Origin of the sequence: Bradyrhizobium sp. CCBAU 21365 (assembly GCF_015291305.1) — a bacterium.
Lineage (GTDB): Bacteria > Pseudomonadota > Alphaproteobacteria > Rhizobiales > Xanthobacteraceae > Bradyrhizobium > Bradyrhizobium elkanii.
The window spans coordinates 1,938,427-1,951,419 of the sequence record NZ_CP030036.1; the positions used below are offsets into that span (position 1 = coordinate 1,938,427).

The following is a 12,993-nucleotide window of genomic DNA, read 5'->3' on the forward strand; positions in this document are numbered from 1 at the left end:
ATACCCCCCTAGGGTATACAAATCAAGAGGCCGGGTTAGCGGCCGGGAAGAGTTTCGTGGCACACGCAAAGCACGACCATTCGCACGCGAATCATCACCACAACGGCGCGGCCGCGCATTCCTGCTGCGGCGGCAAGCATGATCACGACACGACGCCGGCCGAGGCGGCGTTCGCGATCGATCCGGTCTGCGGCATGAAGGTCAACCCGACGACCGCCAAGCATCGCTTCAGCTACAAGGGCGAGGAGTACCTGTTCTGCAGCGGCCGCTGCCGCGAGCGCTTCGAGGCCGAGCCGGAGAAATTCCTCAAGCCGCGTGAACCCGAACCGCCGGCGCCCGCGGGCACCATCTACACCTGCCCGATGCATCCCGAGGTGCGTCAGGTCGGCCCCGGCAGCTGCCCGATCTGCGGCATGGCGCTGGAGCCCGAGCAGGTCTCGCTCGACGACGGACCGGATCCTGAACTGATCGACATGACGCGGCGATTCTGGATCGGCCTCGCGCTGACCTTGCCGGTGTTCGTGCTCGAGATGGGCAGCCATCTCGGGCTGATGCATCTGGTGCCACAGGGCTGGTCGAACTGGATCTCACTCGTGCTGGCGACGCCGGTCGTGCTGTGGGCCGGTGCGCCGTTCTTCGTGCGCGGCTGGCAGTCGCTGGTCACCCGCAATCTCAACATGTTCACGCTGATCGCGATGGGCACCGGCGTCGCCTATGTCTACAGCGTGGTCGCGACGCTGGCGCCGCAGCTGTTCCCGCCCGCGTTCCGCGACATGCACGGCGCGGTCGCGGTGTATTTCGAGGCGGCGGCCGTGATCACGGTGCTGGTGCTGCTCGGCCAGGTGCTGGAATTGCGCGCCCGCGCGCAGACCTCGGGCGCGATTCGCGCGCTGCTCGGCCTCGCGCCCAAGACCGCGCGGCGTGTCACCGAACATGGCGACGAGGACATCGACATCGACGCGATCAAGGTCGGCGACCGCCTGCGCGTGCGGCCGGGCGAGAAGGTTCCGGTCGACGGCGTCGTCGTCGAGGGCAGTGCGGTCATTGACGAGTCCATGGTCACAGGCGAGTCGATGCCGGTCGCGAAGGCCGAAGGCGAGAGGGTGATCGGCGGCACGGTCAACCAGAGCGGCGGCCTCGTGATGCGCGCCGAGAAGATCGGCCGCGACACCATGCTGTCGCGGATCGTCGACATGGTGGCGAAGGCGCAGCGCTCACGCGCGCCGATCCAGCGGCTGGCCGATCGTGTCGCCGGCTGGTTCGTGCCGGCGGTGATCGCCGCCGCCGTGCTCGCCTTCATCGCCTGGACGGTGTTCGGCCCCGAGCCGCGCCTGACCTTCGCGCTGGTCGCCGCCGTCACGGTGCTGATCATCGCCTGCCCGTGCGCGCTGGGATTGGCGACGCCGATGTCGATCATGGTCGGTGTCGGCCGTGGCGCGCATTCCGGCATCCTGATCCGCGACGCGCAGGCGCTGGAGCGGTTGGAGGCGATCGATACGCTCGTCATCGACAAGACCGGCACGCTCACCGAGGGCAAGCCGAAGGTCGTGCGCGTCATTGCCGCCGCAGGGTTCGACGAGAGCGATCTGCTGCGCATTGCCGCCAGTGTCGAGCAGGGCAGCGAGCATCCGCTGGCGCACGCGATCATCGCCGCTGCCAGGGAGCGCAAGCTTGCATCCGCCGTCGTCAGCAATTTTGCCTCGCCCTCCGGCAAGGGCGCGACCGGCACGGTCGAAGGCAGGCAGGTTGCGCTCGGCAACGCGGTGCTGATGGCCGAACTGAAGATCGCGACGGCAGCGCTCGACGAGGCGGCCGAGGCCGCGCGGCGGGACGGCGCGACGGCGATCTATGTCGCGGTCGATGGCCGCATCGCCGGGGTGATCGCGATTGCCGATCCGGTCAAGCCGTCCGCGACGAGCGCGCTGCAGGCGCTGCGTGCCGAGGGCCTGCGCATCGTGATGTTGACCGGCGACAATGAGACCACCGCGCGGGCGGTGGCAAAGACGCTCGGCATCGACGAGGTCGAGGCCGGCGTTCTGCCGGAGCGCAAGAGCGAGGTCGTGCAGCGGCTGCGCGGCGAGGGGCGCACCGTCGCAATGGCAGGCGACGGCGTCAATGACGCGCCGGCGCTCGCCGCTGCCGATGTCGGCATCGCGATGGGCGGCGGCACCGACGTCGCGATCGAGAGCGCCGGCATCACGCTTCTGACCGGCGACCTGATGGGCCTCGTGCGCGCGCGGCGGCTGTCGGTCGCGACCATGCGCAACATCCGCCAGAACCTGGCGTTCGCGTTCGTCTACAATGCCGCCGGCGTGCCGATCGCGGCCGGCGTGCTGTATCCGCTGTTCGGCATCCTGCTGTCGCCGATGGTCGGCGCCGCCGCGATGGCGCTGTCCTCGGTCAGCGTGATCGGTAATGCGCTCAGGCTCTCGCGGGTGAAGCTGGATTGAGCTTTCTTACCTCGCCCCGCTTGCGGGGAGAGGCATAGGCCGCCTCCGGCGGCCGTGGCTAAGGACGCCGAAGCAGAGCTTCGGCTATGTCCCATCCAAGATGCGATCCGGGTGAGGGGGACTCTCCACGAGTCTATCTCTCGCCGTTTGCGCGGAAGCAGCCCCTCACCCCAACCCTCTCCCCGCAAGACCGGGGCGAGGGAGCAGAGTATGGCCGGGGCATTCACGCCGGCAGCAGCAACTGCGCGCGGCGTTCCATCTCGGCGTCGAGCCAGGTTGCGAGATCTTCGCTCACCGCGACCATCGGCAGCCGCACCTCGGGGCTGTCGATCAACCCCTGCCGCCACAGCCAGTGCTTGGCCGGCGCAGGGCTCGGTTCGGCGAACAATAGCCGCGTCAGGCCGACGACGCTCTGCCAGGCGGCCAGCGCCGCGTCGCGCTGGCCCTGCTGCAGCAGCGCGCGGATCGCAGCGAAGGTGTTTGTTTCCAGATGTGCGGACAGCAGGATCGCGCCGTCGGCGCCGTCCGAGAGCGCATCGAAGGTCTGTGCATCCTCGCCGGTCAGCACGCGGAAGCCGGCCGGCCGGCGGTTGAGGAAGTCGATCGACTGCGCGCGGTCGGCGCAGCAATCCTTCATGCCGACGATGTTCGGATGGTCCGCGAGCGCCAGCAGCGTTTCGTTGGTCAGGCTCACCGCCGTGCGATAGGGAATGTTGTAAAGCACGATCGGCCACGACGCGTGATCGGCGAGCGCGTTGAAGTGCTGCACGAGCCCGCGCTGCGAGGGCCTGATATAATAGGGGCTGGCGATCAAATAGCCGTTGATCGGCCAGTCGGCCGTGTCGTCCAGCGCTTCCTTCATCCGGGCGGTCGAGGCGCCGGAGAGCCCCAGACAGACCGGCAAATGGCGGGAGCTGGCACTGAGCTCGTCGAGCACGACGCTCACCAGCCCCTCCAGCTCGTCCATGCTGAGCGCCATGCCCTCGCCGGAGGTTGCGCCGAGAATGAACCCGTCGACGGGGCCATTGGCGTAGTGCCGTACGAGACGCCGCAGCGACGTGACGTCGAGCTCGCCGTTACGGAATGGCGTGATCAGGGGCAGCCAGAGGCCCTGCAATTGCTGGTGTAGATCGGTCATGTTCCATCTCCTCAAGAAGGCAAGGCCGGAGACGGGACCAACAAAAAACCCCGTCCAGGCGGCGGGGTTTCGGGATCGGTTGAATGCGAAGGTGATCTTATCGCGCGCGATCTCGTGTCCCCGGGAGGGGAGCTTTTTTCGACGACAGAACGGCGCACGAAGTCGTGATCATAGGACAATGATGCTGCGCTGCGAGGTTGTTGTCAATGCGCATGCTGATCGGCGCGTGCGGCGCGTTTTGCGCACGACACGGAGGTGAAGAGGCACAGCGATGAAAAAAAGCCGGGCTCGAGTGAGCCCGGCTTAAGGTATTGGCCACGTGAGGCCGACACAATCACCTTCCAAGAGGGATTACTGAACTTCCGCGCCACTGGAGGAGGGGGACATATGCGCGACGCGAACGCTCAGCGTGCAAGCACTATGATCCCCATCTGTGCCATGCAGCAACTATCCAGGTCGCATGTCAGTCATGCGGAGACCGGGGGCAGCACCGATAGCCCTATAAACCAGTCCTATAAGGCGGGCTTAATCAGGACGGCCAGCGCTGCGCTTTGCTGACCACGAAGTCGCGAAACACTTGCACTCGGGCCACCGTCTTCAGCTCTTCCGGATAGACGAAGTAGGTGTCGAGCGCGATCGAGTCGGACTCGCCGAACAGCTGCACGAGGTTGTTCTGTTCGACCAGATAGTCCGGCAGCGCGGCGATGCCGAGGCCCTGCTGGCAGGCGCGCACGAGGCCAAGGATGTTGTTGACCTTGAAGTAGGGCTCGCGCGGACCGGAGCCGTTGCGGCCGGCATCGATCAGCCAGCTGCGGTTCTGCAGATGTGCCGGCACCTGCGAGTCGCCGAGCATGATAATGCGATGCGAGTCGAGATCATCGAGCGTGCGCGGCGTGCCGAAGCGCTTGATGTATTCCGGCGAGCAATAGGCATGGAAGCCGATCGAGAACAGCTTGCGCTGGATCAGGTCCGGCTGGGTCGGCTTGCGGGTGCGGATCGCGACGTCGGCCTCGCGCATCGAGAGGTCGAGATCCTCGTCAGTGACGATCAGCGAGATCCGGATGTCGGGATAGAGCGCGGTGAACTCGTCGAGCCGCGGGATCAGCCAGTTGATGCCGAGCGCCGGCGGCGTCGTGATCTTGAGGTCGCCGCTCGGCCGCTCGCGGCTGTCGGTGAGCTTTGCGCGGGCCGCCTGCAGCTGCATGAACACGTCATGCGCGGTGCGGAACAGGAGGTCGCCCTGTTCGGTAAGGATCAGGCCGCGGGCGTGGCGGTGAAACAGCGACACCGAGAGCTCCTGCTCCAGCGCGCTGACCTGGCGGGAGACCGCCGATTGCGACAGGCCAAGCTGTTCGCCGGCATGTGTGAAGCTGCCTGCCTCCGCCGCTGCGTGAAAGACCTTCAGCTTGTCCCAATCCATATCCGTAAATCCGTCGCGAGATCGTGCCATGATTATTCCGCCGCTGCGCGATCGCTCGCGCGAAGAGCCAGGAAGCGTTCCGCCTCGAGCGCAGCCATGCAGCCGAGGCCGGCGGCGGTGACCGCCTGCCGGAAGGTTTCATCCGCCACGTCGCCCGCGGCGAACAGGCCGGGCATCGAGGTCGCGGTGGAGTTCGGCGCCACCTCGACATAGCCCGACGGTTTCAGCTTGATCTGGCCTTTGACGAGCTCCGTCGCCGGCGCATGGCCGATCGCGATGAAGACGCCGTCGGTTTTGAGGTTCGTGAGCGCGCCGGTCTTGACGTTCCTCAGCCGCACATGGGTGACCTTGTTCGGGTTCTCCGATCCGGAGATCTCGTCGATCGCCGAATCCCACACCACCTTGATCTTGGGATTCTTGAACAGCCGCTCCTGCAGGATGCGCTCGGCGCGAAAATGATCGCGGCGATGCACGATGGTGACCTGGGAGGCGTGATTGGTCAGGTACAGCGCTTCCTCGACGGCGGTGTTGCCGCCGCCGACCACAACAACGTCCTTGCCGCGGTAGAAAAAGCCGTCGCAGGTCGCGCAGGCCGACACGCCGCCGCCCTGGAACTTTGCTTCCGAGGGCAGCCCGAGCCAGCGCGCCTGGGCACCGGTGGCGAGGATCACGGTCTCGGCGAGATAGACGTCGCCGGAATCGCAGGTCAGGCGAAACGGGCGCTGGCCGAGTTCCAGCTTGTTGACGAGATCGGTGACGATCTTGGTGCCGACATGGGCCGCCTGCTTCTCCATCTGCTCCATCAGCCAGGGGCCCTGGATCACATCGGCGAAGCCGGGATAGTTCTCGACGTCGGTGGTGATGGTGAGTTGCCCGCCCGGCTGGATGCCCTGGATCAGCACCGGCTCGAGCATAGCGCGTGCCGCGTAGATCGCTGCGGTGTAGCCGGCGGGGCCGGACCCGATGATGACGACCTTGGCGTGGACAGGCGCGGGCATTAGCTGATCCCTCTCTTCTGGGGACTTTGACGGGGACTTGTGTGGGAAGCACCCCGGAGGCAGGTCACGGCGGTGCTAAAAGTGTCAAATCCAAGTCTAGGATATCTGGCAAGCTATGCAAGATTTGCAATCCATGGCAGCGATTTTTCCCCGGAACTGAAGGTCACATTCGCGAAATCGTGCGCTGCACGCGCAATAAAATTGCGCAGTGCCGGCTTGCTGCGCTATGAGAGTTGCCGGCGGACCTGCCAAGCCATCCAAACCCCTAGGGAACTGTAGTCGCGTGTCGAAGAACCTTGACGAGATCGACCTCAAAATCCTCGCCGAGATCCAGGCCGATGGCCGAATCACCAATGTGGAACTGGCCAAACGCGTCGGTATCTCGCCGCCGCCCTGCCTGCGCAGGGTCCGGGCGCTGGAGGAGGAAGGCTACATCCAGGGATACCGCGGCCTGCTCGATCCGCGCCGCCTCGGCTACGACGTCACGGTGTTCGCCTCGGTGCATCTGTCGAGCCAGGCCGACGCCGACCTCCGCGCCTTCGAGAATTTCGTGCGCGCCGAGCCGCTGGTGCGGGAATGCTGGATGCTGTCGGGTGAAGTCGATTTCATCCTCAAATGCGTCGCGCCCGACATGGCGACGTTCCAGGATTTCGTCACCCACCTGACGGCCGCGCCGCATGTGCGCAACGTCAGGACGTCGCTGGTGCTGCACAATTCGAAATACGAGGCCGCGGTGCCGCTGGGATTGAAGGCGGCGGGCTGAGTCACCCCGCGGATCGTTGTCATTGCGAACAGCTCGCGACGAAATTGCAAAGCAACTTCGTGCTGAAGCGGCGAAGCAATCCAACGCCATTGCGCAGGAAATGGATTGCTCCGCTCACAACCACCGAGCGTGGACTCAACTCTTCTTTCTGATCAACGCGTCGAGGCTGATCGGACCGCCGCCTGACGTGACCAGATAGAGGCAGGCGAAGCAAAACAGAATCGCCGCAGTGCCGTTGTTGATGACCGGAAAGAAATTCCGCGGAAAGTGCTCGATGAAATAGGCGAAAGCCATTTCACCTGACAGAATGAATGCAACCGGCCGCGTAAACAGGCCGAGTATAAGCAGCCCGCCCAGGATCAACTCAAGGCTGCCGGCAGCTCCGAACAACGACATCAGTTCGACCTTCGCGAACGGCGAATTCGGCGGAAACTTGAGAAGCTTGGCAACGCCGTACTGAAACAGCAGCAGCCCTGTGATGAATCGAAAGAGGCTGAGCGCCAGCGGCTGAAGCTTGGAAAGTGTCTGGTCCATTGTCATTTATCCCTGATAGTCGCGCTGGAACCTTGCACCAAGCGGAAATGCACGGTGTTCGCCACCAGCGCGTGATGTAAACGTCTTGCGCCCGGAATCATTCCCCGCCCGATGGCAGTTGCGAGAGAACGCGGCAGCGGCACGGTGACGCGCAGCGATGCGTGTTGCGACGCCATCGTCAGCCGGAACTCCTTCTCCCGACATGATTATGCTGCATAAACATGTCACGGCCTCACTGGCATGGCGTGCAGCGGCTCTCCATTCACATTGCTGTCAGACCGGGGAGAAACGCGGGGCATCAAAAAAAAGCCGCGTGCGGGACGCGGCTTTTTTGCACCAGTCACGTGAAGGTAACTACCGCCACTCGACCTTGGTGATCTCGTAGGCCTTGGCTCCGCCCGGCGCCATCACCTCGACGGTGGTCCCCTTCTTCTTGCCGATCAGCGCGCGCGCAAGCGGCGAGGTGATGGAGATGCGGCCTTTCTTGGCGTCGGCCTCGACTTCGCCGACGATCTGCCACACCGCCTTCTTCTCGGTGTCCTCATCGATCAGCGTCACGGTCGCGCCGAACTTGATGGTGTCGCCTGACAGTTTCGAAATGTCGATGATGTCGGCGCGCGCGAGCTTGTCCTCGAGCTCGGCGATGCGGCCCTCGTTGTGCGACTGCTCTTCCTTGGCGGCGTGATACTCGGCGTTCTCCGAGAGGTCGCCGTGCGAGCGCGCTTCCGCGATGTGTTCGATGATGCGCGGACGATCCACCGATTGGCGATGCTTCAACTCGTCCGTCAGCGCGGCGTATCCGCCCGCGGTCATCGGAACCTTATCCATCATCTTCGTCCTTCATCGCGCGCGCCCGGCGGCCGTGCACGAATATCCAGTTCAGCTAACGCAGGAATCAGGGCGCCAACGCGCCCGGAAGCCCAGTGATTTTCGGCCCCGCTAAGGGCCGTGACAACATCCAATCGCGCGGTGAGTTCCAGCCATTCGGCTAATTGACCGCTTCGGGCCTTCAGCCCAGGTAGCGGTCAGCTTTCGGAAAAGTAACTCTGAAGCGTGCGGACCTCAAGGTCCCCGGCCCGATAGGCCCGGATTCCCCGTGCGGCCGCCACCGCGCCCGAAAGAGTGGTGTAATATGGCACTTTATGCAAGAGGGCAGCCCGCCGCAGCGAGCGGCTGTCGGCCAGCGCCTGCGGACCTTCGGTGGTATTGAAGACCAGCTGGACGTCGCCATTGGTGATGGCGTCGACGATGTGCGGACGGCCTTCGAGCACCTTGTTCACCTTTTCAGTCGGCACGCCGTTGTCGCTGAGGTACCGCTGCGTGCCCGAGGTTGCCATCACCTTGAAGCCAAGCGAGTGCAACAGCCGCACCGCATCCGCGATGCGCATCTTGTCGTCGCCGCGCACCGAGACGAACACCGTACCCTGTCGCGGCACGCGCGTGCCGCCGCCGAGCTGGCTCTTCGCGAACGCGACCTCGAAGGAGCGGTCGATGCCCATCACTTCGCCGGTCGAACGCATCTCCGGTCCGAGCACGGTATCGACGCCGGGGAAGCGCGCAAACGGGAACACCGATTCCTTCACGCCGACATGGCCGAGCTTCTTCTTCTTCAGCTTGAAGTCGGCGAGCTTCTCGCCGGCCATGATCCGCGCCGCGATCTTGGCGACCGGCGTGCCGATCACCTTGGCGACGAACGGCACGGTGCGGGATGCGCGCGGGTTGACCTCGAGCACGTAGATCTCGCCGTCCTTGATGGCGTATTGCACGTTCATCAGGCCGACCACGTCGAGCCCGAGCGCGAGTTCGCGGGTCTGCCGCTCCAGCTCCTCGATGGTCTTGGCGTCGAGCGAATGCGGCGGCAGCGAGCAGGCGGAGTCGCCGGAATGGATGCCGGCTTCCTCGATGTGCTCCATGATGCCGACGATGAAGGTGTCCTTGCCGTCGCAGAGGCAGTCGACATCGACTTCGGTGGCGTCGGACAGATAGCGGTCGAACAGCAGCGGGTTCTTGCCGAGCACGGTGTTGATCTGCCCGGTCTTGTCGTTCGGGTAGCGCGCCTTGATGTCGGCGGGCACCAGCTCAGGCAGCGTTCCCAGCAGGTAGTCGTTGAGCTGGTTCTCCTCGCGGATGATCTGCATCGCGCGGCCGCCGAGCACGTAGGACGGACGCACCACCAGCGGCAGGTCGAGATCGGCGGCGACCAGGCGGGCCTGCTCGACCGAATAGGCGATGCCGTTCTTCGGCTGCTTGAGACGCAGCTTGTCGAGCACGCGCTTGAAGCGGTCGCGGTCCTCGGCGAGGTCGATCGCGTCGGGCGAGGTGCCGAGGATCGGCACTTCGGCGGCTTCGAGCGCGCGGGCAAGCTTCAGCGGGGTCTGGCCGCCGAACTGCACGATCACGCCGTGCAGCGTGCCGTTCTTGCGCTCGGTCGCGATGATCTCCAGCACGTCTTCGGCGGTGAGCGGCTCGAAATACAGCCGGTCGGCGGTGTCGTAGTCGGTCGATACCGTTTCCGGGTTGCAGTTGACCATGATGGTCTCGTAGCCGGCGTCCTCGAGCGCGAAGCAGGCGTGGCAGCAGCAATAGTCGAATTCGATACCCTGGCCGATGCGGTTCGGGCCGCCGCCGAGGATGATCACCTTCTTGCGGTCCGACGGCGCGCTTTCGTCGGCGAGTTCGCCGGCGAACGGCCGCTCATAGGTCGAATACATGTAGGCGGTCGGCGACGCGAACTCCGCCGCGCAGGTGTCGATGCGCTTGAACACCGGGCGCACCCCGAGCGCGTGGCGCTTGCCGGTGACGTCGGCCTCGGAGGTCTCTGTGAGCACGGCGAGCCGCGCGTCCGAGAAGCCCATCGCCTTCAGCATCCGCATCGCGAACGCGTTGGTCGGCAGGCCGCTGCTGCGGACCTTGCCTTCCATCTCGACGATGGCGCGCAGCTCGGCGAGGAACCAGGGATCGATCTTGCAGGAATTGAAGATATCCTCGTTCGACCAGCCGAGCCGCATCGCCTGCGCGACCTGCAGCAGGCGGTTCGGCGTCGGCGTGCCGAGCGCCGCGCGGATCGCGTTCTTGTCGTCGCTGCGGCCGAGGCCCTCGATGTCGATCTCGTCGAGGCCGGTCAGCCCGGTCTCGAGCCCCCGCAGGGCCTTCTGCAGGCTCTCCTGGAAGGTGCGGCCGATCGCCATCACCTCGCCGACCGACTTCATCGAGGTGGTCAGCGTGGAGGAGGCGCCGGGGAATTTCTCGAACGCAAAGCGCGGGATCTTGGTGACGACGTAGTCGATCGTCGGCTCGAACGAGGCCGGCGTCGCGCCGCCGGTGATGTCGTTGGCGATCTCGTCGAGCGTGTAGCCGATCGCAAGCTTGGCAGCGACCTTGGCGATCGGGAAGCCGGTGGCCTTGGAGGCCAGCGCCGACGAGCGCGACACGCGGGGATTCATCTCGATCACGACCATGCGGCCGTCGTCCGGATTGATGCCGAACTGCACGTTGGAGCCGCCGGTCTCGACCCCGATCTCGCGCAGCACCGCAATCGATGCGTCGCGCATGATCTGGTATTCCTTGTCGGTGAGCGTCAGCGCCGGCGCCACCGTGATCGAATCGCCGGTGTGCACGCCCATCGGATCGACGTTCTCGATCGAGCAGATGATGATGCAGTTGTCCTTCTTGTCGCGCACCACCTCCATCTCGAACTCTTTCCAGCCGAGAACGGATTCCTCGATCAGCACCTCGTTGGTCGGCGAGGCGTCGAGGCCGCGCTCGATGATGTCGAGATATTCTTCCTTGTTGTAGGCGATGCCGCCGCCGGTGCCGCCGAGCGTGAAGGAGGGGCGGATGATCGCGGGCAGGCCGATGTCGGACAGCGCCATCAGCGCTTCGGCGAGGGCCTGCTGCTGGTAGCGCTTGCGCCGCTCGTTCTCGCCGCCTTCCCACTGCCGTTCGAAGGCTTCGAGCTCAGGGCCGGACAACTTGGCCTGATCGGCGAGGTACTTGTCGCGGTCGGACTTCTTCAGCGCCGACGCATTGGCAAGCCGCGACCTCGGCGTCTGCAGCCCGATCTTCTCCATGGCGTCGCGGAACAACTGGCGGTCTTCCGCCTTGTCGATGGCGTCGGCGGTGGCGCCGATCATCTCGACGTCGAACTTCTCCAGCGTGCCCTGCTTGCGCAGCGACAGCGCGCAGTTCAGCGCGGTCTGGCCGCCCATGGTCGGCAGCAGCGCGAAGCCGCCGGGCACGACGTGGCGTTCCTTTTCGATGATCTTTGCGACGATTTCGGGCGTGATCGGCTCGATATAGGTCGCGTCCGCCAGCTCCGGGTCGGTCATGATCGTGGCCGGGTTGGAATTGACCAGGACGATCCGATAGCCCTCTTCCTTGAGCGTCTTGCAGGCCTGCGTGCCGGAATAGTCGAACTCGCAGGCCTGGCCGATCACGATGGGACCGGCGCCGATGATCAGGATGGTGGAGATGTCGGTTCTTTTGGGCATCAGCTCTCGCGGACTGGAATTTGGGCACAAAAAAAGGGCGCGCTTCCCGCGCGTCCCTCGAGCCATGCGCTACATCTTGTAGCGCCGGAAGCGCGATCCTTCGCGCGCGGGTGGTCTTTAGACCAGTTTCCGCACCCGCGAAACCCCCAAAAGCGCCCAATCAACCGTGATTCTGGGGGAAATTCCGCATTCGGCGTATGGCCGGGTGGGGTGCTCGGGATGTGGGAGGGGGCTACCGGCCCGGCTTCGCCCTGCGAGCTACGCCGCGGCAGTCTTCGCCACGAGAAGGCTTGCCGAGCCGAAGCTGCGTCAGCAGCGAAGGCTGGAGGCCCGGCCTGGATTTGAACCAGGATAAACAGTGTTGCACCACTGCCGCGTCGACGCTTCCGCCACCGGGCCGAGTGGATCATTGCTGATTATTTCAGCGGCCGCCACGTTTACTGGTGGGTAACGTTAATAGCTGGCGCAACCCAGGATCAGTGGTGCGCCACGAACGTCATCCGCCACGGATTGTGCCCGATGTTGCGCGGCGCGCGCCGGGCGCTGAACCCCGCGGCGCCGAGCTTCGTGATCATCTCGTCCTCGCGATAGCGCTGCAGTCCGATCCTGGTGCGCAGCTGGCGGTAGTCGGACAGTGCGGTTGAAGCCAGCCCGACCAGCGCATCGCGCAGGAAGCCGTGGGTCGCCGCAAAGCGCAGCAGCGCCACGACGTCCCTCGCCATGCCGACTTCGGGCCGCAGGATATCGCCGAGCACGAACCGGCCCGAGGGCTTCAGCAGGCGGTGGATCACGTCGAACGCGGAATCGAGCTCCTGCGGCGTCATGTACTGCGCCACCGAGTTCATCACCACGAGGTCGATCGAGTCCGCGTCCATGTGCTTCAGGTCATCGAGCGAGCGGACACGGATGCGGGTGTCGGGCGCAAAGCGCGCGACCAGTCGGCCGCGTACGCCGGGCGCCGGCTCCGCCAGATAGAGCTGGGCGCAGGCATTGGCGACCTTCGCCGCCGACAGCGCCTCGCCGCAGGCATAATCGAGCACCACGGCATCCGGCGAAGCGATGTAGCCGATGATGTCGTTCGCGATGATCTGGAAATGCAGGTCACGGTGCAGTCGGCTCGCATAGATCGTATGCGTGGAATCGTAATAATCGATCCATTCATCCATCGCGTTTGGTATCCGGCAGAACGGGTTCCTGGCC

Annotated in this window: 10 protein-coding genes and 1 tRNA gene; 2 read left to right on the plus strand and 9 right to left on the minus strand. The window is 64.9% G+C overall.

From position 1 onward, the window contains the following. Positions 1-56: 56 nt before the first annotated feature. Entirely contained in the window at positions 57-2,450 is a 2,394-nt protein-coding gene (locus XI02_RS09165) for a heavy metal translocating P-type ATPase (RefSeq protein ID WP_172648511.1), read from the plus strand. A gap of 223 nt (positions 2,451-2,673) precedes the next feature. Here the strand turns inward: XI02_RS09165 and dapA are convergent, their stop codons facing one another. The 3 genes from dapA to trxB all read right to left on the minus strand — a co-directional run bounded on the left by dapA (position 2,674) and on the right by trxB (position 6,006). Then, entirely contained in the window at positions 2,674-3,588 is a 915-nt protein-coding gene (dapA, locus tag XI02_RS09170) for a 4-hydroxy-tetrahydrodipicolinate synthase (RefSeq protein WP_069278882.1), read from the minus strand. Positions 3,589-4,117: 529 nt separating this feature from the next. After that, positions 4,118-5,038 carry a LysR family transcriptional regulator gene (locus XI02_RS09175; protein WP_026192264.1) on the minus strand — a complete coding sequence of 307 codons (921 nt, stop codon included), beginning with the start codon at positions 5,036-5,038 and terminating at the stop codon, positions 4,118-4,120. Between the two features lie 2 nt (positions 5,039-5,040). Next, entirely contained in the window at positions 5,041-6,006 is a 966-nt protein-coding gene (gene trxB / locus XI02_RS09180) for a thioredoxin-disulfide reductase (RefSeq protein ID WP_172648510.1), read from the minus strand. A 283-nt stretch (positions 6,007-6,289) separates the two neighbouring features. Between trxB and XI02_RS09185 the strand changes: the two genes are divergently transcribed. Further along, positions 6,290-6,769 (plus strand): Lrp/AsnC family transcriptional regulator, encoded by a 480-nt coding sequence (locus tag XI02_RS09185; protein ID WP_029081984.1) that lies wholly within the window; start codon positions 6,290-6,292, stop codon positions 6,767-6,769. 135 nt (positions 6,770-6,904) lie between these two features. Here XI02_RS09185 and XI02_RS09190 read toward each other — a convergent pair whose 3' ends face one another. The 6 genes from XI02_RS09190 to XI02_RS09215 form a co-directional block, all read right to left on the minus strand. Beyond that, entirely contained in the window at positions 6,905-7,303 is a 399-nt protein-coding gene (locus XI02_RS09190; protein ID WP_172648509.1) for a DoxX family protein, read from the minus strand. 2 nt (positions 7,304-7,305) lie between these two features. Further along, positions 7,306-7,479, minus strand: coding sequence for a hypothetical protein (locus tag XI02_RS09195; RefSeq protein WP_172648508.1), 174 nt, complete (start codon positions 7,477-7,479; stop codon positions 7,306-7,308). A 178-nt stretch (positions 7,480-7,657) separates the two neighbouring features. Continuing rightward, positions 7,658-8,131: a transcription elongation factor GreA gene (gene greA, locus XI02_RS09200; RefSeq protein ID WP_018269816.1), complete on the minus strand. Its 474-nt coding sequence runs from the start codon at positions 8,129-8,131 to the stop codon at positions 7,658-7,660. Between the two features lie 197 nt (positions 8,132-8,328). Then, positions 8,329-11,793, minus strand: coding sequence for a carbamoyl-phosphate synthase large subunit (gene carB / locus XI02_RS09205; protein WP_172648507.1), 3,465 nt, complete (start codon positions 11,791-11,793; stop codon positions 8,329-8,331). Between the two features lie 323 nt (positions 11,794-12,116). Continuing rightward, positions 12,117-12,192, minus strand: a tRNA-OTHER gene (locus XI02_RS09210). A 77-nt stretch (positions 12,193-12,269) separates the two neighbouring features. Beyond that, entirely contained in the window at positions 12,270-12,959 is a 690-nt protein-coding gene (locus XI02_RS09215; RefSeq protein WP_172648506.1) for a class I SAM-dependent methyltransferase, read from the minus strand. Positions 12,960-12,993: the final 34 nt, after the last annotated feature.

Excerpts from the sequence above, each read along its gene's own strand:
- dapA (WP_069278882.1), bottom strand. The coding sequence starts at position 3,588 with ATGACCGATCTACACCAGCAATTGCAGGGCCTCTGGCTGCCCCTGATC.
- XI02_RS09175 (WP_026192264.1), bottom strand. The coding sequence starts at position 5,038 with ATGGCACGATCTCGCGACGGATTTACGGATATGGATTGGGACAAGCTG.
- trxB (WP_172648510.1), bottom strand. The coding sequence starts at position 6,006 with ATGCCCGCGCCTGTCCACGCCAAGGTCGTCATCATCGGGTCCGGCCCC.
- XI02_RS09190 (WP_172648509.1), bottom strand. The coding sequence starts at position 7,303 with ATGGACCAGACACTTTCCAAGCTTCAGCCGCTGGCGCTCAGCCTCTTT.
- XI02_RS09195 (WP_172648508.1), bottom strand. The coding sequence starts at position 7,479 with ATGGCGTCGCAACACGCATCGCTGCGCGTCACCGTGCCGCTGCCGCGT.
- greA (WP_018269816.1), bottom strand. The coding sequence starts at position 8,131 with ATGGATAAGGTTCCGATGACCGCGGGCGGATACGCCGCGCTGACGGAC.
- carB (WP_172648507.1), bottom strand. The coding sequence starts at position 11,793 with ATGCCCAAAAGAACCGACATCTCCACCATCCTGATCATCGGCGCCGGT.
- XI02_RS09215 (WP_172648506.1), bottom strand. The coding sequence starts at position 12,959 with ATGGATGAATGGATCGATTATTACGATTCCACGCATACGATCTATGCG.